Origin of the sequence: Candidatus Methylomirabilis sp., assembly GCF_028716865.1 — a bacterium.
In the GTDB taxonomy this organism is placed as follows: domain Bacteria; phylum Methylomirabilota; class Methylomirabilia; order Methylomirabilales; family Methylomirabilaceae; genus Methylomirabilis.
This window is the reverse complement of the sequence record NZ_JAQUOY010000024.1, coordinates 1-25,696: the sequence shown is the minus strand read 5'-3', so window position 1 is coordinate 25,696 and position 25,696 is coordinate 1. Positions and strand designations below refer to the sequence as shown.

The following is a 25,696-nucleotide window of genomic DNA, read 5'->3' as shown; positions in this document are numbered from 1 at the left end:
ATCGCTTGCCACGCACGACACTAACGCGAGAGGACATATGCCATGAAGATTACACTCAAGGAGGTCGAGCATGTGGCCAGGCTGGCCCGGTTGGAGCTGACCGCGGAGGAGAAGGAGCGGATGCAGGCTCAACTCGACTCGATCCTGAGCTATATCGACAAACTGAATGAACTGGACACGACTGCTGTCGAGCCGACCTCTCATGTCCTGCCGATGACCAACGTATTCCGCGAGGATGAGGTCACGCCGTCGCTTTCTCAGGAGGAGGCCCTGACGAATGCACCAGACCGGCATGATCTCTTCTTCCGCGTCCCGAGAATCCTGGAGGAGTAACGCCGTGGACCTCACTCAACTCACCATCCACGAGATGCAGGAGCTGCTCAGAAGGCGCGAAGCGAGCGCAACCGAGCTTGTCCGCTCGGTGCTGGATCGGGTCACACGCCTCGATGGACAGGTCATGGCGTACACAACCCTGACTGAGGACAGAGCCCTTGAGCAAGCCGGGGCCGTCGATCGGCTGCTCGCCGGGGGCTCACCTCTCCCCCCGTTGGCCGGTATCCCGCTGGCGATTAAAGATGTCATCAGCACGAAAGGAGTGCGGACTACCTGCGCCTCGAAGATGCTGGAACCGTACGAGCCGCCGTACGATGCGACCGTCATCCGACGCCTCAAAGCGCAAGAGGCGGTCCTGCTGGGGAAGACGAACATGGACGAGTTCGCCATGGGCTCCTCGACGGAGAACTCGGCTTTCTTCCCGACGCGGAATCCTTGGGCGCTCGACTATGTCCCCGGTGGCTCCTCGGGCGGCTCTGCCGCCGCGGTGGCGGCCGATCTGTGCGCCGCCGCGCTCGGCAGCGATACGGGGGGATCAATCCGGCAGCCGGCGAGTTTCTGTGGCGTTGCGGGCCTCAAGCCGACCTATGGCCGGGTCTCCCGATACGGCCTGGTAGCCTTCGCCTCATCACTCGACCAGATCGGGCCCTTCGCGAAAGATATTCGCGATTGCGCCATACTCCTGCACGCAATCGCCGGACACGACCCCTGCGATTCGACCTCGGCGGATCTGCCCGTTCCGGACTATTCGTCCGCACTCACTGGAGACGTTCGTGGAGTGCGCATCGGGATTCCCGACGAGTATTTTGTCGAGGGGATGGACCCCGAGGTCGAAACGGCTATCTGGGCGGCGATCCGGACGCTGAAAGAGTTGGGGGCAACGCAGAAAAAGGTCTCGCTCCCCCACAGCCCGTATGCTATCGCGACCTACTACCTCGTGGCGACCGCTGAGGCCAGCAGCAACCTGGGCCGCTACGACGGGGTCAAATACGGGTATCGGACCTCGCGGCCGGCCGACCTGCTGGAGATGTACCAGAGGGGCCGGCGAGAGGGGTTTGGGCCGGAGGTCAAGCGCCGGATTATGCTCGGGACCTATGCGCTGTCGGCCGGCTACTACGATGCCTACTACCTCAAAGCCCAGAAAGTCCGGACGCTGATCCGCCGTGATTTCGAACGGGCCTTCGAGACGTGCGAGGTGATCGCGACCCCTACCTCGCCGACACCACCGTTCAAGTTCGGCGAGAAGACCGAGGATCCGCTTCAGATGTACCTGTCGGATATCTTCACGATCTCGGTCAACCTGGCGGGCCTGCCCGGCATCTCAATCCCATGCGGGTTCACCAAGGCCGGACTGCCGATCGGGCTTCAACTGATCGGTAAGCCCTTCGATGAGGCGACAATCCTGAAGGTAGCACATGCCTATGAGCAGGCGACCGACTGGCGCCGCCGCAAACCCCCATTGTAAAATGGCGGCAGCATCGGTGAGACGCCTTGCCATGGGGTTGACTTTCGCGTTCAGTCTACTGCCATGCGCCACCTCGGCCGCGAACAAGGACCTGGTGATCCTGAACTCAGAGCGATGGATCGACACCCTTAAGGGCACGGTCAAGAACGTCAGCGCCAAACGGGCCGAAGATGTCGTCATCGTCGTCCGATTTTTGGGCGAAACAAGGAGCCATGTAGGGCCGTACAGGCGTAAGCCGACTCACCGGCAGGAGCTGGGCCGGCAGACGGTGAAAGTTACGGCACTCGATCCTGGCCAGGAAGCGCCCTTCGAGGTCGAGATCGCCGAGAAGTACCGCATGGCAACCTCATTTACGTTCGAGCCTCACGCGATCTGGGACGCGAGGGGTCGAGCTCGTTCCGGGGGGCGTTAACGGATGCTCTACTTCGCCTACGGCTCGAACATGGAGCGAGTCCAGCTCAAGCGGCTCTGCCCGAAGGCGAAGTTTGTGGACGCGGCGGTGCTCTCTGACCATGAGCTGACCTTCTTCGGAAACTCCCCGATGTGGGGTGGTGGAATTGCAAACATCCGCGAGAAACCAGGAAAGCAGGTTGAGGGCGTGGTGTGGGAGATCAGCGACGCAGAACAAAAGGCATTGGATGAGTATGAACACTTCCCCGATCTGTATCTTCGTAAGGAGATTCAGCTCCGGACCCGCTCGGGCAAGGTCATCAGAGCGTTTGCGTACTTCATGGAGAATCCTGGCCGCGAGACGCCTCCCTCAAAACGGTATAAACAGTTGCTGATCAGCGGCGCTGAGGAACACGGACTGTCCGATGAGTACATCGACCTTCTTGAGTCAATCCGACCTTTGACGTAGTAAGGACTCAACATATGACACCCAATACCCAATTTGAAGCGGTCATCGGGCTGGAGGTACATGCCCAGCTCCTGACCAGATCGAAAATCTTCTGCGGCTGCAGCGCCGCCTTCGGCGCCCCCCCCAACAGCCAGACCTGTCCTGTCTGCCTGGGGATGCCGGGCACGTTGCCCGTCCTGAACAGGCGGGTGGTGGAATTCGCCCTCAAGAGCGCGCTTGCCCTGGGGTGCGACATCGCTCCAGCCTGTCGCTTCCACCGGAAGAATTACTTCTACCCCGACATGCCGAAAAACTACCAGATCTCCCAGTACGAACTCCCGCTCGCCTGGCGAGGATCGATCGAATTCCCTGTCGATGGAACGACCAGGCGCGTCCGCATCCATCGCCTCCATCTGGAAGAGGACGTCGGCAAGCTGTTACATGCCGGCACGTTGCAGGCCGCCGACTCTAGTCTGGTGGACTTTAACCGCAGCGGCGTGCCATTAATGGAGATCGTCAGTGAGCCCGACATCCGCAGCCCGGAAGAGGCTGGTGAATATCTCCGGCAGCTCCGGGCGATCCTCGTGTATCTGGAAGTCTGCGACGGCAACATGGAGGAAGGCAGCCTGCGCTGCGACGCCAACGTCTCGCTGCGGCCAGCCGGCAGCGAGGAGTTGGGGGTCAAGGCTGAGGTCAAGAACATGAACTCCTTCAAGAGCGTCCAGAAGGCGTTGGCCTATGAGATCCAGCGACAGACACAGGTCCTCACAGAAGGAGGAAGGATCGTTCAAGAGACACGGTTGTGGGACGCCGACCAGGAGCTGACCTTGTCGATGCGAAGCAAGGAGTACGCTCATGACTACCGCTACTTCCCGGAACCGGATCTGGTCCCCCTGGCCGTCTCACAGAAGTGGATCGACGAGATCCGCGCGACCCTGCCCGAACTACCGCAGCAGCGCCGCGCTCGGTTTGCCCGGGAGTATGGGATCCCGGACTACGATGTTGCGGTCCTCACGGCATCCAGGCCGCTTGCCGACTACTACGAGAAGGTCGCGAAGAACTGCCAGGAGCCGAAGCTCGCCAGTAACTGGGTGATGGTAGAACTCTTGGGCCATCTGAACAAGGATGGCCGGGAGATTGCCGACAGCCCGATCCCGCCGGCCGAGTTGGCTGCGCTCCTTGGGCTGCTGAAAGGCGGAAGTATCAGCGGCAAGATCGCCAAAACAGTCTTTGAGCAGATGTATCAGACCGGGAAATCGGCTGAGCTGATCGTGAAGGAGCAGGGGCTGACCCAGATCTCCGACCAGGACGCGCTGCTCCAGATTGTTGAGGAGGTGCTGGCCAAACATCCCGGGCCGGTCGCCGACTACCGGAAAGGGAAGGTACAAAGCCTCACCTTTCTGGTCGGCATGGTGATGAAGTCCAGTCGCGGCAAGGCCAATCCACAGGTGGTGGGCGAGCTGCTTCTCACGCGACTCAAGGGAGAGGAGCCCGGAGGGGGCGGGTAAGGTGACGGGACGCGGGCGGCGTTGGCTCTTCGGGTTACTCCTGGTCTTGGGTGGGCTCGTCATCGTGCTCCTCGCCGGCCCGCTTCTCCTGGACCAGGAGCGGTACCGAGGGATCCTCACCAGTCGAACCAGCCAACTGCTGAACCGCAAAGTCACCGCAAGCAGTCTGCGAGTCCACCTCCTGCCGTCGCCCGGGGTCACCATCCGAGATCTGCTTATTACTGATCGCGCCCCGTGGTCTGGACCGTTCCTGGAGGCGGAGCGGCTTGATCTGGCGCTCAAACTGCTGCCGCTCCTCAAGGGCGAACTCCAGGTCAGGAACGTCCGCATTGACCGGCCACGTATCAGGTTGGCCGGGGGGCCGGATGGGTGGAACCTCGATGACTTGATTCGACCGACCGCACGAGAGGCAGCCGTCGAATCGCGCCATACTGAAGGTACGCGAGTGGCCAGAGGGCAGCCTGCCCTGCCGGTCCTGGTGGCAGGGGCCCTGACCATCCGTCAGGGGGCCATCGTTCTCGATAACCCTCTCTACCCTTATGGACCGGCCAGGCTGGAGTTGAAGGATGTGAACGTGGACATCCCGGCGCCACTTCCCCGCAGCCCCATCCGCATTCATGCCAACGGACCCCTGCTTGGCGGCGCATCCGGCTCGTTTGACCTGACCGGGAGCATACAACCCCATGAAGGAGATCACCCGTCGATTGAGGTGGCGCTTCACGTGCGGGGACTCGATGTCGCGCAATTGGCTTCGTCATTCGGCGCACTACGCTCCTCGCCCTTTGCCGCAGCACTCAGTGGAACCCTCGATCTTGAAGGGAAGGCCGTTGGCGAGTGGCCGCGCCTTGATCTGGAGACCAACGTCGATCTGCAGCGAGTCGGTATGGCGCTTTCCCGCTTCACGCATGCGGGGACAGGCGGAAAGGAGAACGACAAAGCGCCGGGGGATAAAGCGTGGCTACGGGCGAAGGGGCGATGGGAAGGTGACGGACTCGACCTTTCTCAGGTAAGCCTGCTCTGGGAGGGCCACACCACCACGGGCCGTCTCCACCTGGCAACTCAGAAGTCGCCTCGCATTCAATTTTGGCTGGATACGCCGGATCTTTCCATCGAATCCCTCGTGGCCATAGCGACTGCAGCAGCACCTGTAGGGGCGACCGGCCAGTCGCCCCTACGCACCGCAGACCTCGTACCTTCAAATGATAAAGGGGGGGTGGGAGGATTTCGCACTCCGCACTCCTCCGAAGTCGGCGGACTCCAGGTTGAGGGACACCTACGCTCAGGCGTTCTGCGTTGGGGAAAGCTGGTCCTGACCGCCGCAGAAGGCGACCTTCGCTATTGCTGTGGGCTGCTCACCATCCGTCAACTCCATGGCGGCTTCTATGGCGGAAATCTGTCGGGTGACGCGGCGCTCTCCTTCAGTGGACGAGCGCCACATGTAAGGGTCGCCACGCATCTCGAGGGGATCCAGACTGAGCCGTTCCTGAAGGCGATCCAAGAGCCGCGGTGGACCTTACACGGAATGATGACGCTGGACTCGAAGATGGAGTTTTCGGGACCGCTCGGCCCTGGGGCGCTCGCCAAGGTCTCAGGACAAACCGACATGGCCGTGACAAACGGCCGCATAATCGGCTATACGCCTTTGGAACGGCTCTCCAAAACCGTAGATCCTATCCTGAAGGGGGTAGGCATCCCTCCTCTCACTCTAAACGAGTTCGATCGCCTCAGCGCCCACTGGACACTCGATGGTGGAATCCTACGAACCCGTGATCTGACACTGCTTCGAGACGGGGCCAAGTTCTATGCTGTCGGAGGCGCCAATCTGCTCAATCAGACCCTGGATTTCGACGTCACAGCCAAACTCGCGAAAACGACGCTTGAGGCCAAGGTACAAGGCCCCTCATCCGATCCGGTCGTCACCCCTCAAATGGGTCGTATCGAGGGACGGATCAAAACAGAAGTCGGCAAACTCCTTGGGAAAGATCGGGACAAGGAGCTGGAGAAGGTGTTCAAGAAACTCTTCAGCCGATGAGGAGGCGGATGCGACTGGGTATTGTCACCCCCTATTATTTCCCCTCGGTCCGCGGCAATTCGATTACGGTCCAGCGCATCGAGTCCGGGTTGAAAGAACAGGGTGTGATCGTCCGAGTCTGGTCCCTGGAGTATGGATCCTCACCCGGCGAGATCCTGCAGGCACTGGAAGACTTCACACCTGACCTGATCCATGGATTCCATGTCAGCTCTTCGGGGCAGATCGTGACGGAGGCCGCGCTTCGGCTTGGCATCCCTTCAATCCTCACCATCACCGGAACTGATGTCAATACCGATCTCTTCGATCCTCACTGGAGGTTAAAAGTCATAGACGTCCTTCAGCGGGCAACGCGTATCGTCGTCTTTCACGACTGTATGCGGGTCAAGCTCGTCGGTGAACTCCCCGAGGTCGCACGCCGAATCCGCGTGATCGGCCAGACGGTTCGCTGCCAGGAGACCCCATTCGATCTCCGACAGCACCTGGATCTCACGCCGGATGACCTGATCTTCTTTATCCCGGCCGGCATCCGGCGCGTCAAAAATGTGACCTTCTGTCTGAAGCCACTTGACGCGCTCAGAATACGGTATCCGCAGGTCAAGGCCGTCTTTGTGGGACCGGTCATCGAGGCGGCGGAAGGAGCCCGATTGCGGGAAGCCCTGCGAGACTACCCCTGGGCCTTCTACCTGGGATCGGTTCCTCATGAGCAGATCTGCGCCATGCTTACGTCCGTGGATGTAGTGATCAACTCATCGCTCTCCGAAGGCGGCATGGCCAACAGCATCCTGGAGGCGATGAGTTGCGGACGAGCGGTCCTGACTTCGGATATCGAGGGGAACCGATCGGTGGTGCAAGACGGGATCAATGGGCTGCTCTTCGGTTCGGAGGCGGAGTTTACTCGCAAGGCTGAGCGGCTCATCAGGGAGCCGAGCCTGCGCCACGCGCTGGGGAAGAACGGGAAGGAAAAGATCGAGCGGGAGTTCTCCCGAGAAGGGGAGATTCAGGATTATCTCCAACTGTATCAAGAGGCGATCGGCGCCTGCTCGCGCAGAGGATAGAAGACGCATCATGGATATCCACGCCCTCGAACTGTTCGCCAGAATCGTTGAATCGGGAAGCTTCTCGAAGGCAGCCAACGCAGTCTACCTGACCCAGCCCACGGTCAGTGGCCACATCAAGAAACTGGAGCAGGAGGCAGGAATCCGGCTCCTCGATCGCCTCGGGCACCGAGCCACCCCGACCAAGGCCGGCGATCTGCTGTATCGCTATGCCAAACGGATTCTGGCGCTCCGCCAGGAAGCGCAACAGGCGCTCGACGAGCTCAGGGGAGGGCTAAAGGGAGAACTGATACTCGGCGCCAGCAGCATCCCCGGCGGCTATCTGCTGCCGTCCCTGATCGGACGGTTCAGGGCCCAGTACCCGGACATCTCGATCGTTCTCAAGGTCTCGGACTCAAAAGAGATCATCGAGGCAGTGACGACCGGCGCGTATGAGGTTGGCGTCGTGGGCGCACAATTCGATGATGGCAGGCTCGAGTACCAGCAATGTGCCGAAGACGAGATGGTGTTGGTCGTGCCGCCCACGCACCCCTGGGCGTCCCGGAGAATCGTCAAGATCAAGGAGCTGCCGAGTCAGCCGTTTCTCATTCGGGAGCGCGGCTCTGGAACGCGCAAGATGATGGAACACGCCCTGGCGCAGCACCATCTGTCGATGGACACCTTCAGGGTGATCGCAGAGATGGGCAGCAACGAGGCGATCCGACAAGCGGTCAAGGCCGGCAGCGGTATCGCCATCATCTCGAAGCTCGCCGTCGCCAGCGATATCAAGTGCGGCGAACTCACCGCCATTCCCATCGCAGGCCTGAAACTGACCAGGCCGTTCTACCTCATCACCCATCGCCACCGTTCCCGCTCGCCCATCTGCAACGCCTTTCTCGCCTTCCTCGGCGCCCCCACCCGTCCTCACGAATCTCATCATTCCTGATTCTGCGTAAAGCATGCAGTAACAGGCCCGCTCCTCAACGAATGTATCGCCCTTGCTCTGAACGCTGACGCCTCACGAGTCCTCATCGACTCGGCTTTGATCGGCAGAGACCATTGGAGTCTGCCGGAATAGGCTGACCAGACGTGCAGTGTTGGCCATGCTCCAGAAAGCTGATAATTTCTTGTTAAGTCTGGGAAAAACTTGTAGGATTTGTCTTAACCTCACAACTCATCAGTCGAGATAGGCTGACCAATCTACTCAATAGTTATGCATCATGATCATCGGCTTCCCCACGCTTTCTAGTTCAGCCAAGCAAGGCGAACTTGGAGTTGCCCTTGTTGCTCGGATCGCTTCTGATTCGTTTGGGTGGCTCTTCAAACGGAACCATCAGGAACACGACTTTGGCATAGATGGCCAACTTGAAGTAGTGACTGACTCAGGTGCGGTAACTGGTCAGCTACTCGCGATGCAAATCAAGTGCGGAAGGTCATTCCTACAAGAGAAGAATAAGTGGGGCTATGTCTACCGTGGCGAGTTGAAGCACTTCAATTACCTCTCGAACTACCCAATTCCCGTCCTGATCATTGTCTGTGACCCAGAGTCTGGTGAATGTTTTTGGGTTCGGTTTCAACCCGAGCAGACACAAACAACTGAAGCTGGTTGGAAGATCACAGTTCCATTCGAGAATAGGTTGTCCCAGTCTAAGGCGGCACTATTGGCTCTCCTGCCACCGCCGGCCGACACGCTAGCGGAGTTACGGGCGTATTGGGCGCTCAACAAGATGATCGTGGAGTCCGGCCACGTCCTATTTGTTTTCGATGACAAAGACGTTCTCTCAATGGATACATCGCGGCCCCGAGCTTTCTTTGATCGTCTGCGCTCTACCAAGGAACTGGCTTACGAGTGCCAAGGGAAAATTGAGTTCAGCATCTCCGGCTACGACAATGACCCCCGAGAACTCTTCGAGATTCCCGAAGTTCGTCGGTATATGGCGGCTCTTGAAGCAGCCTTGCCCGAATTGCTGTTCTTCGTCCGAACAGAGCAGCCCACGGCCACTCTTCGACTTTTTGCTTTGTGCTTGACAACCGTCTCCTGGGAAGGCGAACGGTCAACACGTACGGTGACTCGACGGGTCATATTCGAGACCGAAATGGTGGGAACATTTTTTATGCGCCAGTTTCCTGGGCTGAATGCGATGGCCGAATGGCTTGGAATGTCAATCGAAGAAAACAAGCGCATCACCTATGCCTGCTTTAGATGTCTCGGCTTCAACCCGCCGGATAGCGATGATGCATAACCTCTCGGTCGACTGGACCGCCCGCAAGCTGCGCTTGCGGGTTCCCTCCGCGCTTCGCGCTCCGGCGGCTGGTTACCTCAAACGTTGGGCCGATGGGCTGTGAGATTCCTCCTTGAGCATCAACGGGCGGTCACCTGCATGCAGATACCGAGGACTGCATTCCGAGGTCCACGGGATCGGCATGAGCGGTCTCGTTCTCGTCACGGGCGTCACTGGCTATGTCGGGGGACGACTCTGGCGCCGGATCGAAGCGGATGGCCGCGGGGTGCGCTGCCTCGGGCGGCTCGCCCAAATCGTTGTATGACCGGAGATCGTCTTGTGGTTGGCTACGGCAGATCCTGTGCGATTCTTAAACCGTCGCCGACTTGGGCGAGGAGTTCGGGTGGAAGTACCCCGGCAAGCGAGGTCAACTTGCTTCGATCAAGCGTCGTTACTTGGTGGCAAAGCGCGACGCTATCTTTCTTCAGGCCGCCTGTTCCTGCCGGGAGCGATACGGCGGTCGGTCCACGTCGCGCCTGGGAGCCGGCTGTGGAAACGGGGACCACAATGACGGATCGCCACCCTGGGGTCTGGTTGAACGCATCGTGCGACACGACGATGACCGGCCGAGCGCCTTGTTGTTCGGATCCGGACCGTGGGGAAAGGCTGGCCCAATACACCTCGCCTCGCTTCACTGGTCCGTAACTCGCTCGGAGTTCTCCACGGTATCCACCAAGCGCTCAACGCTTGCCGCTTCCAAGTCCGGATCGAGATCGTCAGAGGTCCCCGCGACTGTTCGCGCGTAGGAGGCAATCTCGTCGTGTACGGAGGCCCGGTACTGCTCGGTAAGCCAGAGATCGATCGCCTCACGGACCAAGACTGTGGCCGGTCGGTTCTCGCGTTTGGCTTCTGCGCGGAGGCGCTGATACAGCGGTTGTGGCAAGGGTACGTGCAGGTTCTTCATATCCGTCTTGGACATGGTCTATCCTCCTGACAGGAATTATGGCAGAAAAGATGCCATGCGTAAAGTTCAGTTGTGGGAAATCATGTAGCAGTAGTTGATTGAGTCGGTTAGGATTTGGGCGTAGTTGGATCGGTCACATAACCAGCGATTCGACCGAGCGCACGGGACGCGCCGACGATGCGTGACGATGCGCCGATGCGAGCAACCGTCGCTCCAATCCAGCGTGTCTGCGCACAAGATGAGCGCTGAGGCGCCCGTATTCAAGCGGTGAGCGGAATAGAAGCCATCATCGCGTCTCAGAGGCTGCCGCTGTCCTGGGCGCCGGAAGGAGGGCCGACGGCATCTCGCGCAGGCTCAGCATGTAGACCGTCAACGCCTTCAACTCCGCCTCCGGCAGGTGTTTGAAGGAGGGCATGGTCGAGCCAGGCACCGTGGCCTGCGGATCCTTGAAGTGTCGCAGGTACCATTCGGGGTCGTGCTTGCGGCTCCCCACGAACGTGAGGTCTGGCCCGACCACCCCGCCCACGCCACGGATCCGGTGGCACCCGACGCAGGGCTGCTGGGGGTAGAGTTGCCGCCCCTGCGCCAGCAGCGGCGCGCCCGGTACGTCGGCGCCGAGGTGGCAGCCACCGCAGGCAGCCTGGCGGTACTCCTCCTCCAGCAGCGGCTCCCCCCAAAACGGGACGCGCCCGTGGGCATCGGCCTTCGTGGTGGCCATGTCCTGCCCCCCGTGGCAGACGGTACACCCGAAGCGTTCGAAGGGATGTCTCGGGATCTCCGGGTGGGTCCGGAACGGCTGCGGCGCGTCGGCAAACCGCTGATCCTCGATGCCGAGGTGGCACATCATGCACCGGTCCACCCTCGCGGTCCCCGCCACGGCGACCTGGATGAACTCGTGCCGGCGGGCCTTCACGGCCTCTTCCTCCCGGGCCGTCCGCGCCTTGCGGCCCTCGAGGGCGAAGAAGGCCGTCTGGTAGCGCTTCCAATCCCGGTCATAGTCGCGCCAGAGGGCAACTAAAAAGAGGAGCCCGTTGAAGACGCCCAACACAGCGAAGGCCCACACCCAGCGCCGGCTCATCCCCTGCCTCTCTTCCCGCTAGTCCACACCAGGTGCTCTCAACGCCATGGCAGCGCCCAGTCCCAGTTTGGACCGCGAAAGCACGTCCCGATGATCATTAGGAGCACGTAGGCCGAGACAAAGGCCGAGAAGAGGGCGATGGCCGCCATCCGGCGCGAGCCGGTACGCCAGCCGACGATGACCGAGAAGGCGACGATGGCAGCCAGGAGCAGCGTGGCCGGGTTGAGCAGGTCCACGACCCCCTGCGGGGCTTCGGGGGAGAATCGCCGCACGCCGAAGCGAGCGTTCAGGAACAGGAGGCCCATGGTGTACGGGATCGTTCCCACGAAAGACCATGCCGCGATCCGCTTCCCCCTGGCCGACGTGAACCATATCCCCTCCCCCTCCCGCGCACGGTCGATGTACGGGATGCCCATCAGACCCAGGACCAGGAGGCCGGGGATCACCACGCCCCCCACCAGGGCCGAGTAGCTTACCAGCTCCTGCAGGCCCAGGAAGTACCAAGGCGCCTTGGCCGGGTTCGGCGGGTGCGTGGGGTTGGCCAGTTCTTCCAGGGGAGCGTCAAAAAAGATGGCCAGGAGGACGACAACGCCCAGCACGACCTGGAAGAGAACGACCAACCGGAAGAGGAGGTGGGGCCAGGCGGGGACCTCGTCCTCCGGCCTCTGTGCCCCCACCATCGGCGAGGTTCCGCGCACGACCTCCATCAAGGTATAGGTCTTCTGAGGCCCAGGGACGAACCGCCCCTCGGCGCCCAGGATGGCGGTGCGCTTCGGCGCCGGGCCCTCCGGCCGAGAAAGGCCGCCGTCCTTCCGCACCCGCCAGAAGTGGATCGCCACCAGGAGGCAGAGCACCGCGGGAAGGATCGCGACGTGGAGCACATAGAAGCGCAGCAGGGCGCCCTGGCCGACCTGATGGCCGCCGAGCATCAGGGTCCGGATGGTCTCTCCGATCCAGGGGGGGTAGCCGGCGATGCTCGTACCCACGGTGATGGCCCAGAAGGCGAGCTGGTCCCACGGGAGGAGGTACCCCGTGAAGCTGAGGAACAGCGTCACCAGCCAGAGGAGGACACCCAGGATCCAGTTGAACTCTCGAGGCGGGCGGTACGAGGCTGTGTAGAAGACGCGGCTCATGTGGAGGAATACCAGCGCCACCATCCCGTGGGCCGCCCAGCGGTGCATGTTGCGAAGGAGGAGGCCGAAGGAGACGGCGAACTGGAGGTCCTTCATGTTGTGGTAGGCCAGGTCCGTGACCGGGATGTAAAAGAACATCAGGAGAAAGCCGGTCACGAACAGGATGACCATGAGGTAGAAGGTGACCATCCCCAGAGCCCAGGTGTAGGTGAGGCGTAGGCTGTTCGGATGGACCTTGGCCGGGAGGAGGTGGAGGAAGAAGTTGGTGAACATGGTGGCCATCCGGTCCAGATCCGTGGCCGGATAGCCGTGCCGAAAGACCGACTTCCACAGCCGGCTCGCAGTCACGCGACCGATAATCCCGCTCGTCCATCCGTCTGTCATCATGGCTCCCAAGAACACCTGAGTTCCGGGTGGTCCGGGTAGGAGCCGTCTCCCGACGGCGATACACCGAAGCGATGATGGCCTCGCGCTTGCCTTCGGCCTCTTGCCTACACCTTCAGGACATCCCCCTTGTCCACGACGGCGGCCGTGTCGACCACGAGGCGGCCGTCCGGGGCGAGGCTAACCCGATAGAAATCGAGGGGCCGTGGGGCCGGTCCCTGGAGGACCCGGCCGTCCTTGGCGAAGACGCTGCCGTGGCACGGGCAGCGCGAGTGGGCCTCCCTCCACTCGGCGGTCGGCGGCACGAAGGGCCCGGTGGTGCACCGCAAGTGCGTGCAGATGGCCGACAGCGCTCGGAGCCCCTCGGCGTCTCGCATGATGAAGAGCCGTTGCTCATCCAGGAACGTGATCGTTCCCGACGCGTAGTCCTCCGGGCGTCCCACCTTGAGCAGTGTGGGGCCTTCGTACACCACGTTGGGGAAGAGGAAGCGGATGTTGGCCAGGGCAGGGCCCACGATGGACAGCAGGAACCCGCACCAGCCTGTCCCCAGCAGGACTCGGCGCGAGATCCGCCCCTCGTCCGGACTGTTGTCTCTCGACTCAGGCGAGGATCCAGGTTTCGGCATAGCGAAACGCCTCCATGCTGATGGCGCCCGTGGGACACCGCATCGCGCACAGGGCGCAGCGGATGCAGCGGGTCGCATCCATGAGCATCGCGGTCGCGACTGAGGCCGCGACGGGGGTTGCGGATTGTGGAGAGCCGATGAAGGATTCAGCGAGGGACGTCACGGCGTCGTCGCCGGCGAGCCGATCTATAGGCACCATGCGCAGGCAGTACTCAGGACAGACATCCACGCACCCGCCGCACAGGATGCACTTTGTGCCGTCGAAGATCGTGTGGATCCCGCACCGGACGCAGCGCCGTGCCTGAGCCTGCGCTTCGGGGTCCGGGTACTTCAGCTCCACTTCGGCGATCCCGATGCGTCGGTCGATGGGCAGGCCTGGCGGTTCGTGGCGCGGCGTCGCCCGGTAGCCGGGATACACGCGCGGTAAGGCCGGCTCGGTCCCGGCCTCTCCCCGCAGGACCTGGCGGCCGTGATCGAGGCGGACCCACTCCTCCAGGGTCGAGGGGGCGAGACGCCGGCCGCTCAGATATTCGTGGATGGAGCGGGCTGCGCGATGTCCGTTGGCGACACCCTCGATGAAAATGCGCGGGCCGAACGCCGCATCGCCGCCGGCGTACACCCCGGGCGCGCTGGTGGCCAGCGTGGCCGGGTCCACCTGGATCGTCTGGCGGGGGGTGACTGCGACGCCATCCTCCGGATTAAGGAAGGCCAGGTCCGGCGCCTGCCCGATGGCCAGGATGATCGAGTCGGCGGACATCACTTGCTCCGTCCCTTCCACGAACTGGGGGCTGAAGCGTCGCTGCTCGTCGAAGACCCGGCTTACGCGAATTGTCTCCAAGCCGACCGCCTTGCCCTCCCGACCCACGATGCGCTTCGGTCCGAGGCGCGGGAAGATGGTCAGCCCCTCCGCCAGAGCCTCCTCGATCTCGAAGCGCTGGGCCGGCATCTCCTCCCAGGACTCGAGGCAGACGACCCGCACCTCACTGGCGCCCGTTCGGACTGCCTCGCGGGCAACGTCCATGGCCTCGCGCATGGCCCCGACGAGATCTACCCCGGCCATCTCGCGGGCGGCGGTGCGAGCCGCGTCCATGGCCACGTCCCCGCCGCCCACCACGATCACGCGCCGGCCCAGGTCAACCTTGAAGCCGAGGTTGATATTGAGGAGGAACTCCACCGCCCGAAAGACCCCGTCCAGTTCGGTTCCTTCGATCGGCAGCCCACGCGCCTTGTGACACCCGACGGCCAGAAACGTGGCCTCAAAACCCTGGGCCCGCAGGTCGGCCAGCGCGAAGTCCCGTCCGATGGCCGCGTTCGTCTTCAACTCCACACCCAGGTCGAGGATGGCCTGGATCTCCGCCCGCACCAGGTCCCGGGGAAGGCGGTACTCGGGGACGCCGAGCATGAGCATCCCACCGGGGACCGTCTGCTTTTCGAAGACCGTCACCCGATACCCGAGCAGGGCCAGGTCGTGCGCGCAGGTCAGGCCCGCCACCCCTGAGCCGACCACGGCCACGCGCTTGCCCGTCCCCGCGTGCCCACACCGGCCGACTCGCCGCAGGGCGGTGGCGTCCTCGGCATTCCGGATCTCCCGGACGCTCGGGCTCGCCTCCACCAGGTGGAGGCCCGTCGCCTCGATCGGCGGGCGGGCCCGGTCGGCCCGCAGCGGGGCCTCCACGCCGTAGCGCTCGGTCACGAAGCGCTTAAGGGCGCGGATGGCGACGGGCGCGTCGAGGTCGCCCCGGCGGCAGGCGGCCTCGCAGGGCGCGGCGCACACCCGGCCGCAAATCGAGGCGAAGGGATTCGGCTCGCGGGCGATGATGTAGGCCCGCTCGGGATCGCCGTCGGCGATGGCGCTCACGTAGCCGCGGGCGTCCGTGTGCACGGGGCAGGCGTCCTGGCACTTGATCTGTTGGCGCCAGTAAGCGTGGTTCGGGATGGTGACCTGATACTTCGGACTGAGGTCCTCGGGCATGTCAAGCGCCACGGCGCGGCCGGGGCGCGCCATCACCGTGCGGGCCGGTGTGCGAGAAGAAGAGGGCGGAACCCTTGTACTCGAGAAGGCGGAGCCAGTCCTTCGCTTCAAGCGCGACTTTGAAGCGGGCCACCCGGAACGCATCCAGCCCAGGTGCAACCACGGCCTCCTCCTGCCCGGTCTTTCTGGGAACCCTTTGAGCGCGGTGCGCGGCATGACTGCGTGCGTCGCACCAGGCTCGGCCCTCTCCGGTGTCTCACGACGCCAGAACCGGAGAAGGCATCAAATGGGAGATAGTAGTAGAGGCGGCTGACACACTATCAGAAAGTTTAAATCGAGTTCAAGGAAAAATCCGCGCTTTTTTCTCATTGCGCCGCGTGCTTCTCCAGCAGCAGCGCGATGTCCTCATGTCCGTTCCCGTACGCATACCCTCTGGCGTTCTCATTCTTGACGCTATCCTTGAGATACACATCAGCGCCGTGACTGAGCAGCAGCTTAACAACCCCCATACGCCCATACCACGCCGCATACATCAGGGCTGTCTCGCCTTTAATCGCCTGCGCGTTCACATCAGCCCCGTGCTCGAGCAGCATCGTAACAAGCCCCAACTGCCCTTCCGCAGCGGTACGCATCAGCGGCGTCTCGCCTTTTCGATCCCTAATGTTGACATCCGCGCCTTTATTGAGCAGCAGTGTGACAATATCGGTATGCCCGTTCGCAGCCGAACGCATCAGAGCCGTCCCGCCATCATTCGCCTGCGCGTTCACTTCGGGCCCCTTCTCGAGCAGAAGTTTGACGATCTCGGTATGGCCGTTGGCAGACGCGATGATCAGGGTCGTTGCGCCATTGCTCGCCCTGACATTCACATCAGCGTTCTTACTGAGAAGCAGCTTTGCAATCTCTGGATGTCCATTCTCAGACGCATGCATCAGGGCTGTCCAGTTCTGTTTATCACCCGCGTTCACATCGGCGTCCTTATTGAGCAGCAGCTCTGCAATCCCCACATCCCCACGCCAAGATGCACGCATCAGAGCCGTCCAGCCATCCAGATCCTTCGCGTTCACATCGGCGCCTTCAGCTAACAGGCTCTTGACTTTATCAACCTCTCCATATTTCGCCGCATCGATAAGGTTGCTGGCGGGCTTGTCACCTCCCGCACCAAATAATTGTCCGAAGAGACCCATAGTGCCTCCTTTCTTGGAAAATGGTTATCAGTAATCAGCGCCAGGCTGAAGGCCGAAGGTAAATAGCACCCTATATTCCTCTATCTCTTGATCGCTAAAAGCTGAACGTTTCTCTTAATCTTAGCGCATCTCGTGCTTCTGCAACAGCTCAGCCAGCTTGGCATGCCCGCCAGCAGAGGCGTACATCCGGGCCGTCTGGCGATCATGGTCCTTCGCCTTCACATCAGCGCCTTGAGTGAGCAGTGCCTCTACAACCCTGGCATGCCCATTCCCAGACGCCAGCATCAGGGCAGTCGCGCCATTACCCGCCTTGGCATTCACATCAGCACCTTTATTCAACAGCAGCTCCACAACCCCGGCATACCCGTACTCAGATGCATACATCAGGGCGGTTACACCATTACCCGCCTTGGCATTCACATCAACACCTCTATTCAACAGCAGCTCCACAACCCCGGCATACCCGTGCTTGGACGCATGCATCAGGGGTGTTCCGCCATTCTGATCCCTTACGTTTGCATCAGCGCCTGTATTCAGCAGCAGCTCCACAACAGGGGCATGCTCGTACCAGGATGCTCGCATCAGGGCCGTCCAGCCGTCTTTATCCCTCGCATTCACATCGGCGCCTTTATTCAGCAGCAGTTCCACAACCCCGGCATGCCCTTTCTCAGACGCACGCATCATGGCTATTCCGCCATCTTCATTCCGCACATACACATCAGCCCCTTTATTCAGCAGCAGCTTCACTACCTCCACATGCCCCCTCCAAGACGCATGGATCAACACCGAAGAGCCTTTATTATCCCTTACATGCACATCGGCGCCTTTATTCAGTAGCAGATCGACAACCCGAGTATGCCCATACCAGGACGCATGTGTCAGGGCCGTCCAGCCATCCGTATCTCTCGCGTTCACATCGGCGCCTTCAGCCAGCAGGCGCTTGACTTTTTCAATGTCTCCGAACTTTGACGCCTCGATGAGCTTATCAGCAGGATTCCCACCTTCCCCACCAAATAATGAGCCGAAGAAACCCATCGTATCTCCTCCTCTTGAGAATAGCCGCAGGCGACCGGCACTCAAAGCTGGTGTTCAGGCCGAAGACCGAAGACTGACGCATCCTCAAAACCTTCAGCCTTCAGCCTCTACTCCCGCTCAGTGCGCCCCGTGTCTCTCAAGCAGTTGAGCAACGTCATCATACCCATGCCAATGCGCATACTCCAGGGCCGTCCCGCCATCAGTCGCCTTGACGTTCACATCAGCGCCATGCGTGAGCAGTAACTCTGCAACCTTGGCATGCCCTTTCCCGGACGCATACATCAGGGCCGTTACACTATTATTATCCTTCGCATTCACATCGGCGCCTTTCGCGAGCAGCAGCTCTGTAACCTTGGCTTGTCCATTCACAGACGCACGCATCAGGGCCGTTACACTATTATTATCCTTCGCATTCACATCGGCGCCTTTCGCGAGCAGCAGCTCTGCGATTCCGGTATGCCCCTTCCCGGACGCATACATCAGAGGCGTCCAGCCGCTCTTGTCCTTCGCATGCACATCGGCGCCTTGGTTGAGAAGTGCCTCTACGATTCCGGTATATCCTTCCGCACACGTCATCATCAGGACCGTCCGGCCACTATTCGCCCTGACGTTCGCATCGGCGCCTTTAGCGAGCAGCAGTTCCGCAACCTTGGCATGCCCATTCTCGGCCGCATACATCAGGGCCGTAAAGCTGTCCTTATCGCTCGCATTCACATCGGCGCCTTTAGCGAGCAGCCGCTCTACAATTCCGGCATACCCGTGCCAGGATGCGCGTATGAGGGCCGTCCCGCCATTATTGTCACTCGCGTTCAGGTCTGCGCCGCGATCGAGCAACAACTCTGCAACCTCGGCATGTCCATGCCAGGACGCATGCATCAGAGGTGTCCAACCTTCGCGATCCTTCGCATTCACATCGGCGCCTTCAGCTAACAGGCTCTTGACTTTATCGGACTCTCCGGATTGAGACGCCGCGATGAGCTTTGCGCCATGCTTTCCACCACCCTCAAATAGTGAGCCAAATAAACCCATGCACCCTCCCTTCTCAGACAATAGGTGTCAGCGGTCAGCACCAGACTGAAGACCGAAGGTAAATAGACTGAAGGTAGAAGATTGTGAGGATCCTTCAGCCTTCAGCCTTTAGTCTATACTCCTATCTCTTGATCGCTGAGGGCTGATCGCTTCTTCCAACCTCAGCTCGCTCCATACTGTTTCAACAATTCGCACATCTTCGTATGCCCATTCAATGTCGCCCGCATCAGGGCATTTCCGCCCTCAACGTCCAGTGTGTTCAGATCCGCGCCGCGGCTGAGCAGGAGCTCTGCAAGCCCGGTATGTCCGTGCGCAGCCGCCCGTATCAGCGCCGTCCAGCCATGTTGATCCCGCGCGTTTAGGTCTGCACCGCGATCGAGCAGGAGCTTCGCAGCCTCGGCATGTCCGTGCGCAGCCGCCCGTATCAGCGCCGTCCTGCTATACTGATCCCGCGCGTTTAGGTCTGCACCGCGATCGAGCAGGAGGCCTGCAACCTCGGCATGTCCATGTGCAGCCGCCTGTATCAGCGCTGTCCCGTCATGTTGATCCCGCGCGTTTACATCCGCACCTTTATTGAGCAGGAGCTCTGCAATCCTGGTATGTCCGTTCAACGACGCGCGCATGAGGGCGGTTAATCCAAACTTGTCTTTCGCATCGATGACAGCCCCGGCATTGAGCAGCATCTCTATCACCCCGAAGCGGCCATTCCATGCCGCACGCATCAGCGCGCTGAAACTATCCTTATCCTTCACATTGACCTCAGCGCCCCTTTTGAGCAGCATCTCCACAATTCTGATATGCTCCTTCCAGGCCGCTCGTATCAATGCCGTTCCGCCATTCTTATCCTTCGCATTCACATCAGCGCCTTTATTGAGGAGGAGTTCTGCAACATCGGTCTGCCCGTAGAAGGACGCATGTATCAGGGCTGTCCAGCCATCCCCATCCGTTCCATTCACATCGGCGCCTTCAGCCAACAGGCGCTTCACTGTGTCGCTGTCTCCGGATTTGGACGCCTCAATGAGCCTTTTACCACGCTTCCCACCACTCCCAAATAATGAGCTCAGGAAACCCATGCAACCCCCCTCTTCCTACGAAAAAGGCTTTCAGCGATCAGCGCCAGGCTGAAGGCCGAAGGTAAATAGCGCCCTCTACTTCCCATCCCTTGGCCGCTGAAAGCTGATCGCTGCGTCCAATCTTAGCGCGCCCCGTGTTTGTCCAGCAGTTCAGTAATCTTAGACAATTTATTCTGGGAGGCATACATCCAGGCCGTCGCATTCATATTATCCTTCGCGTTCACATCAGCGCCCTTATCGAGCAGCAGCTCTGTCACCTTGGTATGCCCATGCCAGGATGCGCGTATCAAGGCGGTCGCGCGATTGTGGTCTCTTGCATTCACATCAGCACCGTGATTGAGCAGCAGCCCCACAACCCCGGCATGTCCATGCCAGGATGCGCGTATCAAGGCGGTCGCGCCATCATTCGCCCTGGCATCCACATCAACGTCGTGATTGAGCAGCAGCCCCACAACTCTGGAATGCCCTTTCTCAGACGCACGCATCAGGGCCGTTGCACCACTGCGCGCCTTGGCGTTCAGATCAGCCCCGCGCTTGAGTAGTATCTGTACAACCTCGGCATGCCCATGCCAGGATGCATGCATCAGGGCCGTCCAGCCGTCTTTATCTATCGCGTTTATCTCAGCGTCGTGCTTGAGCAGCAGCTCTACCACCCCGGAATGCCCATGTCCGGATGCAGACATCAGAGCGGTCACACTATCCTGGTCTCTCACGTTCACGTCAGCGCCTTCAGCCAACAGGCTTTTTACTTTTTCGGCGTCTCCGGATTTAGACGCCTCGATAAGTTTATCAACAGGCTTCCTGTCACTTTCAAATAATGAGCTGAAGAAACCCATATAACCTCCTTTTAACGCTCAGCCCGTCCATCTGATCCGGCAAGCAGCCGGATCGATCCCTGCCGGAGCAATAGTTGCCTGGCAACCCACCCCAGACCATAAAACCATATACATAGCGCCTGCGAGAGTCAAGTGGATAGCCCAAAAGGGAATTTTCATACGTGAAGTTATGCGCCTTTTTCTTAGCTTATCGCGTGCCTGTCCAGCAGTTCAGCAACTTTAGAATGGCCATTGGAAGACGCATACATCCGGGCCGTCTGACGACTATGATCTTTCACTTTCACGTCAGCGCCTTTATTAAGCAGCAGCCCTACAATCCTGGAACGTCCTCTCTCTGATGCGCGAATCAGGGCCGTCCCGCCCTTATAATCCATTGCGTTCGCATCAGCGTCATGATTAAGCAGCATCTCTACCACCCCGGAATGTCCTCTCCAAGACGCACGTATCAGGGCAGTTCCGCCATTCTTATCCTTCACGTTCGGATCCGCCCCTTGACTGAGCAACAGCTCTACCACCCCGGCATGCCCATTCCAGGACGCCCGCATCAGGGCGGTCCAGCCGTCTTTATCTGTCGCATGTACATCAGCCCCTTGAGCGAGCAGCAGCTCTACCACCCCGGAACGCCCATGCCCGGCTGCATGCATCAGGGCGGTCCAGCCGTCTTTATCTGTCGCATGTACATCAGCCCCTTGAGCGAGCAGCAGCTCTACCACTTCGGAACGTCCATGCCCGGCTGCATGCATCAGGGGAGTCACACCATTATGATCCTTCACGTTCGGATCCGCCCCTTGAGCGAGCAGCAACTCTGCCATTCCGGAATGCCCTTTCCAGGATGCCCGCATCAGGGCGGTCCAGCTATGTTGATCAGTCGCATTCACATCCGCCCCTTGAGCGAGCAATAGCTCTACCACTTCGGAACGTCCATGCCAGGACGCATGCATCAGGGGAGTCCAGCCATGTTTATCACGGGCGTTCGTATCTGCGCCTTGAGCTAACAGGCTCTTGACGTTTTCGGCGGTTCCAGATTTAGACGCATCGATAAGGTTCTTGCCAAGTTTCCCGCCACCCTCAAATAATGAGCTGAAGAACCCCATGTAATCTCCTTTTCAGATCGTACATCCCAACAGAGGCTCACACGTATGAGGTCATCTGCGTATTTGAGCTATCTCGAAAACGACACATTACAAAAAACGTCGTGATCGCAATTGTCGAAGCCAACAGGTAGATCAGCCGGTAGCCGAACTGCTCTGCGACAATACCGAATATGAACGATGCAAGGGCATGGCCAAGCAACATTGCAGTGGTGAACGCGCCAATGGAGCGGCCTCGCTCCTCCGAGTCCGCGAGATCGATTGCGTAGGCACTCAGGGCGGGAAACAGCAAGCCGTGAGCCATTCCGGTCAGCATCCCAACCAGCAACAGACCGACTGGAGAGACGAGCCAGACAAGTCCCAGGGTACCGGATCCCATAAGCAACAGGGCGGGAAGGATCACGCGCCGACGCCCCCATCGATCAGACAATCTGCCACATGCCAACCGGATGCCTATCGCAGCCACGCTATACGCGATGTAGAATCCACCGATGCGCGGCAACCCAGCCTGCGTCGCGTAGGTCGGCAGGAATACGAATACCGCCCCGGAGGTCAGACCGAATACCAGCGAGAGGAGAATTGGCGGAAGAATGCGGACCGGCGGGATCAAGAAAGAAGGACCCGAAGAGACAGCTTCGCGTGGCATCGAGGCGAGATTACGAAACGCCAGACTGGTCAGCAGGCAGCCCGTTGCGGCAACCGCGGCGGCCAAAAAGAAAGTCGAATATCCCGCACGATGGATCACCTGCTCCCCGAGGGCGGGAGAGAGTGCGATCGTAATGAGTCCCGAGATTCCGAAAAGACCTACCGCCTCCCCGCGACGGCTCGATGGGACGATTTCAGCCACCAGGGTCAGATTCGCGACATAGAAGGTGGAGTACCCGATACCCTGCAGGATGCGAAAGAAAATAAATCGCGCATCCATGTGGGTCGAAAAGGCAAAGCCGACCGAGGCCAGTATCCCTAACGCCGATCCCACCAGGAGAAATCGCTTACGTCCAAAGCGGTCAACAAGGGCCCCAGCCAGCGGCTGCCCAAGAATGGCCGTAAGACTGTAGCTCCCCATGACCCAACCGATCTGCGATTCGGTCCCCCCGAGTGTCTTGATGTAGAGGGGGAGCAAACTGAAGGCGTTGAGACTGGAGAAAAAGAAAAAATTCGCAAGGCAGGCAACGAAGAAGTTGAAGCTGGAAATCGTTTCATCGACAGAGCTATCCCGCGCCTGACTGGTCGGGCTCGATAACGTTATGACGTGACCCTTACCTGATCGATCCATCTGTAAGGTCAGCCCCCTATCTTTCTCCTTGTATACCGCTGGAATCTATCGTATACATACGTCGAGTCGAGATCATCCGCCTATCAGATTGAGCCATTGTTCCGGGCATATGAGTGGCCGGAGACTCCTGAGGCAGACGTTGTCGGCAGAAAGAGTCAGCTCTTTTATTATTATAACCCTATCTTAGCGTTCGGCTACCCGAAAGGAGGAATCCACTATGACAACCACTGCGTATGTCCTGATCGAAGGTTCATCGGACCAGACGGCCAACATCGTCAAAGCATTGCAGAAGATAAAAGGGGTGAAGTCGGCGCATGCTGTAACCGGACCCTACGATGTGATCGCGTGCGTTGAGGCAACTGACGTCGGCACGGTCGGGGCGGTCGTCCTCTCGAAAATCCGCACCTTGAAGGGCGTCACAAGGACGGTGACCTGCGTCGCTGTGTAGAATCCCCCCAACGGTCCAGGAATGTCATCACCTCTTCCCGGACCCGGCGAAGCTCATCGCTAAAGAGATCAGGGTACGGACCATCACCCCTGTTCCCCCCTTCACCTGATATCCGCTGTCCTTCTCGGTTTGCGCGGTTCCGGCAATGTCCAGATGAACCCACGGCGCTTTCCCGATAAAGTTCGCCAGAAGCTTCGCGCCGGTAATCGGCCCGGCTTTTCGCCCGCCGACATTCTTCATGTCCGCATAATCGCTCTTGATCTGTTCGGCGTACTCATCATCCATCGGCAGTTCCCAGATCTTCTCGCCGGCCGCCTCGCTCGCCTCCTTCACCTGCCGCAGCAGTTCGGCGTCATTGGTAAAGGCGCCGGTCCGAACTGACCCGAGAGCGATAACGCAGGCACCCGTCAATGTCGCAACGTCGACGAGATGAGTAAGGCCCCTGTCACAGGCGTAACAGAGCGCATCAGCCAGGATCAGACGCCCCTCAGCATCCGTGTTGATCACCTCGATCGTCTTGCCGTTCATGGCCTTGACGATATCGCCGGGACGCTGGGCCGTCCCGCTTGGCATATTCTCCGTCGCCGGCACAATGGCCGTCACATCCACCGGCAGCTTGAGCTCCGCGATCCCTTTGATCGCTGCGAGGACCGCCGCCCCACCGGCCATGTCGCTCTTCATCGCCTCCATCCCCTCGCTCGGCTTGATCGAGATCCCTCCCGAATCGAAGGTCAACGCCTTCCCTACCAGGCCGAGGCGCGGACCCGTCCCTTTCCCTTTTCTCCCCTTGTAGCTCACCTCAATGAACTTCGGGGGCTCCTGACTTCCTTGAGCCACCCCCAGGAGCGCCCCCATACCGAGTTTCTTCATGTCGGCGCGCTCCAGGATCTTGATCGTGAGGCCTAAGCCGCTCGCCATCTTCCTGGCTCGCGCCGCCAGTTCTGACGGGGTCAGGGTATTTGCCGGTTCATTCACTAAGTCACGGGCGAAGCTCACAGCCTCGGCCAGGATTCGGCCGCGACGCACTCCCTCCCTCATTGCGGGAATCTTGGTTTTGTCACGCTCCAGCAGCGTCAGCGCCTGGATGACCTTCTTCCCGTTTTCTTCCGGTTTCTTATACATATCAAACCGATAGAGGCCCAACAATGCCCCCTCGGTGACAGCACAAGCCGCCTGCCCGACATCCAGCCCTCCGATACCGGCGCCGTGCACGATGGACGCCACCTTTCGCGCCCCCACCCCGCGCAGATGGCGCATCGCCTCTGCAGAAGCCGAGCGCGCCCGATCAAGGGTAAATTCGTCCTGCTTGCCCAGCCCGATCACCAGCACACGGCTCACTGAAAGCTGTCCGCTGGTATGCAGTAGGAGCCGCTCATGCAGTTTACCTTTGAACTCCTGCTGGCGGATGGCGGAGGCGATCGATCCCCCGAGCGCCTGGTCCACTGCCCCAGTCGCCCCGCCTGGGTGCTCCACCCCCTCGAAGAGATTCACGATCAGCGCATCTCCTTCATAAGAAAGTAGTTCCTCTGTCCTGAGCTCTACCTTCACTCGATCACTCCTTTCAAACAATCCACGTCCACCTCGTGGCCGTAAAAATAGGAGGGATGGCGGCTGCCACCCCTCTCTCTTCGTACCGCTGTACGCGTTCAGTTATCAGCTATCAGTGCCTACACCGAAACGTGCGGAAGGGCTGACCGCTGAACGCTGCGCCCCCACGCACGGCCCCTACGACAAACCGATCAGTTCATCCACGCGCGGATCCCATGGCTTGAACGGATCCTTGCAGAGGATCGTGCGCTGATACCGATCGTTCAGCTTCAGGTAGCTCCAACCCACATCGTACGACTTGTTCTTCTCATTCGCGTACTTGATAAAGTCGCTTCGTACCTTGGCTCTGGTCGTCTGCGGCGGCGTCGTCATGGCCGCTTCGATCTCGTCCTCTGTAATCACCCGATCGATCAGTCCGTCATGCAACATAAGGTAGTACAGCCCACGGGTCCGCTTGATGTCATGGTACTGCAGGTCCAGCATGAAGACGCGCTGGTCGTCGAAGGAGCAGCCCTTGCGGGTGATGTAGGAGGTGATGAGCCCGTGCTTGATGACCCAGTCGAGCTCGCGGTGGAGCTGGAGCGGGT

General features: G+C 60.1%; 27 protein-coding genes. 11 read left to right on the top strand and 16 right to left on the bottom strand.

Annotated features, from left to right (window positions below; genetic code table 11):
• Window positions 1-42: 42 nt before the first annotated feature.
• The 10 genes from gatC (at window position 43) to PHV01_RS10090 (ending at window position 9,757) form a co-directional block, all read left to right on the top strand.
• Window positions 43-333 (top strand): Asp-tRNA(Asn)/Glu-tRNA(Gln) amidotransferase subunit GatC, encoded by a 291-nt coding sequence (gatC, locus tag PHV01_RS10135; RefSeq protein WP_337291038.1) that lies wholly within the window; start codon window positions 43-45, stop codon window positions 331-333.
• 4 nt (window positions 334-337) lie between these two features.
• Window positions 338-1,798 (top strand): Asp-tRNA(Asn)/Glu-tRNA(Gln) amidotransferase subunit GatA, encoded by a 1,461-nt coding sequence (gene gatA, locus PHV01_RS10130; protein WP_337291037.1) that lies wholly within the window; start codon window positions 338-340, stop codon window positions 1,796-1,798.
• A 31-nt stretch (window positions 1,799-1,829) separates the two neighbouring features.
• A complete protein-coding gene (locus PHV01_RS10125) occupies window positions 1,830-2,210 on the top strand; it encodes a hypothetical protein (protein WP_337291036.1) in 381 nt (126 codons plus the stop codon).
• A gap of 3 nt (window positions 2,211-2,213) precedes the next feature.
• Window positions 2,214-2,657, top strand: coding sequence for a gamma-glutamylcyclotransferase family protein (locus PHV01_RS10120; protein ID WP_337291035.1), 444 nt, complete (start codon window positions 2,214-2,216; stop codon window positions 2,655-2,657).
• A 14-nt stretch (window positions 2,658-2,671) separates the two neighbouring features.
• Entirely contained in the window at window positions 2,672-4,144 is a 1,473-nt protein-coding gene (gene gatB, locus PHV01_RS10115) for an Asp-tRNA(Asn)/Glu-tRNA(Gln) amidotransferase subunit GatB (RefSeq protein ID WP_337291034.1), read from the top strand.
• A 1-nt stretch (window position 4,145) separates the two neighbouring features.
• Window positions 4,146-6,176, top strand: coding sequence for an AsmA family protein (locus PHV01_RS10110; protein ID WP_337291033.1), 2,031 nt, complete (start codon window positions 4,146-4,148; stop codon window positions 6,174-6,176).
• 8 nt (window positions 6,177-6,184) lie between these two features.
• Window positions 6,185-7,231, top strand: a complete 1,047-nt coding sequence (locus PHV01_RS10105; RefSeq protein WP_337291032.1) for a glycosyltransferase — start codon at window positions 6,185-6,187, stop codon at window positions 7,229-7,231.
• Window positions 7,232-7,241: 10 nt separating this feature from the next.
• The gene (locus tag PHV01_RS10100) at window positions 7,242-8,156 is read left to right on the top strand and encodes a selenium metabolism-associated LysR family transcriptional regulator (protein WP_337291031.1); all 915 of its coding nucleotides are present in this window, start codon (window positions 7,242-7,244) and stop codon (window positions 8,154-8,156) included.
• A 274-nt stretch (window positions 8,157-8,430) separates the two neighbouring features.
• Window positions 8,431-9,453 (top strand): DUF4365 and DUF1817 domain-containing protein, encoded by a 1,023-nt coding sequence (locus tag PHV01_RS10095; RefSeq protein ID WP_337291030.1) that lies wholly within the window; start codon window positions 8,431-8,433, stop codon window positions 9,451-9,453.
• Between the two features lie 181 nt (window positions 9,454-9,634).
• Window positions 9,635-9,757 carry an NAD-dependent epimerase/dehydratase family protein gene (locus tag PHV01_RS10090; protein WP_337291029.1) on the top strand — a complete coding sequence of 41 codons (123 nt, stop codon included), beginning with the start codon at window positions 9,635-9,637 and terminating at the stop codon, window positions 9,755-9,757.
• 22 nt (window positions 9,758-9,779) lie between these two features.
• On the opposite strand, the gene PHV01_RS10085 is transcribed toward PHV01_RS10090, so the two are convergent.
• From PHV01_RS10085 to PHV01_RS10020, 14 genes are all read right to left on the bottom strand, one after another.
• Window positions 9,780-10,127, bottom strand: a complete 348-nt coding sequence (locus tag PHV01_RS10085; RefSeq protein WP_337291028.1) for a type II toxin-antitoxin system PemK/MazF family toxin — start codon at window positions 10,125-10,127, stop codon at window positions 9,780-9,782.
• The gene (locus PHV01_RS10080) at window positions 10,124-10,411 is read right to left on the bottom strand and encodes a hypothetical protein (protein WP_337291027.1); all 288 of its coding nucleotides are present in this window, start codon (window positions 10,409-10,411) and stop codon (window positions 10,124-10,126) included. The genes PHV01_RS10085 and PHV01_RS10080 overlap by 4 nt, the downstream gene beginning before the upstream one ends.
• A gap of 271 nt (window positions 10,412-10,682) precedes the next feature.
• The gene (locus PHV01_RS10075) at window positions 10,683-11,474 is read right to left on the bottom strand and encodes a cbb3-type cytochrome c oxidase subunit II (protein WP_337291026.1); all 792 of its coding nucleotides are present in this window, start codon (window positions 11,472-11,474) and stop codon (window positions 10,683-10,685) included.
• Window positions 11,475-11,512: 38 nt separating this feature from the next.
• Window positions 11,513-12,994: a cytochrome b N-terminal domain-containing protein gene (locus PHV01_RS10070; RefSeq protein WP_337291025.1), complete on the bottom strand. Its 1,482-nt coding sequence runs from the start codon at window positions 12,992-12,994 to the stop codon at window positions 11,513-11,515.
• Window positions 12,995-13,098: 104 nt separating this feature from the next.
• Window positions 13,099-13,617 (bottom strand): Rieske (2Fe-2S) protein, encoded by a 519-nt coding sequence (locus tag PHV01_RS10065; protein WP_337291024.1) that lies wholly within the window; start codon window positions 13,615-13,617, stop codon window positions 13,099-13,101.
• Entirely contained in the window at window positions 13,592-15,589 is a 1,998-nt protein-coding gene (locus PHV01_RS10060; protein ID WP_337291023.1) for an FAD-dependent oxidoreductase, read from the bottom strand. The genes PHV01_RS10065 and PHV01_RS10060 overlap by 26 nt, the downstream gene beginning before the upstream one ends.
• A gap of 1 nt (window position 15,590) precedes the next feature.
• A complete protein-coding gene (locus PHV01_RS10055; protein WP_337291022.1) occupies window positions 15,591-15,752 on the bottom strand; it encodes a hypothetical protein in 162 nt (53 codons plus the stop codon).
• Between the two features lie 202 nt (window positions 15,753-15,954).
• Window positions 15,955-16,773, bottom strand: a complete 819-nt coding sequence (locus PHV01_RS10050) for an ankyrin repeat domain-containing protein (protein WP_337291021.1) — start codon at window positions 16,771-16,773, stop codon at window positions 15,955-15,957.
• A gap of 120 nt (window positions 16,774-16,893) precedes the next feature.
• Entirely contained in the window at window positions 16,894-17,808 is a 915-nt protein-coding gene (locus PHV01_RS10045) for an ankyrin repeat domain-containing protein (protein WP_337291020.1), read from the bottom strand.
• 117 nt (window positions 17,809-17,925) lie between these two features.
• Entirely contained in the window at window positions 17,926-18,837 is a 912-nt protein-coding gene (locus PHV01_RS10040; RefSeq protein WP_337291019.1) for an ankyrin repeat domain-containing protein, read from the bottom strand.
• Between the two features lie 161 nt (window positions 18,838-18,998).
• Entirely contained in the window at window positions 18,999-19,910 is a 912-nt protein-coding gene (locus PHV01_RS10035; RefSeq protein WP_337291018.1) for an ankyrin repeat domain-containing protein, read from the bottom strand.
• Window positions 19,911-20,032: 122 nt separating this feature from the next.
• Window positions 20,033-20,746 (bottom strand): ankyrin repeat domain-containing protein, encoded by a 714-nt coding sequence (locus tag PHV01_RS10030; RefSeq protein WP_337291017.1) that lies wholly within the window; start codon window positions 20,744-20,746, stop codon window positions 20,033-20,035.
• Between the two features lie 182 nt (window positions 20,747-20,928).
• On the bottom strand, window positions 20,929-21,840 hold the full coding sequence (locus PHV01_RS10025; RefSeq protein ID WP_337291016.1) for an ankyrin repeat domain-containing protein: 912 nt from the start codon (window positions 21,838-21,840) through the stop codon (window positions 20,929-20,931).
• A gap of 37 nt (window positions 21,841-21,877) precedes the next feature.
• Window positions 21,878-23,113, bottom strand: a complete 1,236-nt coding sequence (locus PHV01_RS10020; RefSeq protein ID WP_337291015.1) for an MFS transporter — start codon at window positions 23,111-23,113, stop codon at window positions 21,878-21,880.
• 217 nt (window positions 23,114-23,330) lie between these two features.
• Between PHV01_RS10020 and PHV01_RS10015 the strand changes: the two genes are divergently transcribed.
• Window positions 23,331-23,561 carry an Lrp/AsnC ligand binding domain-containing protein gene (locus tag PHV01_RS10015; RefSeq protein ID WP_337291014.1) on the top strand — a complete coding sequence of 77 codons (231 nt, stop codon included), beginning with the start codon at window positions 23,331-23,333 and terminating at the stop codon, window positions 23,559-23,561.
• Between the two features lie 27 nt (window positions 23,562-23,588).
• On the opposite strand, the gene PHV01_RS10010 is transcribed toward PHV01_RS10015, so the two are convergent.
• Both PHV01_RS10010 and PHV01_RS10005 read right to left on the bottom strand, forming a co-directional pair.
• Entirely contained in the window at window positions 23,589-25,109 is a 1,521-nt protein-coding gene (locus PHV01_RS10010) for a leucyl aminopeptidase (protein ID WP_337291013.1), read from the bottom strand.
• Window positions 25,110-25,286: 177 nt separating this feature from the next.
• The coding region (locus tag PHV01_RS10005; RefSeq protein ID WP_337291012.1) for a proteasome accessory factor PafA2 family protein at window positions 25,287-25,696 on the bottom strand (410 nt) is incomplete at its 5' end.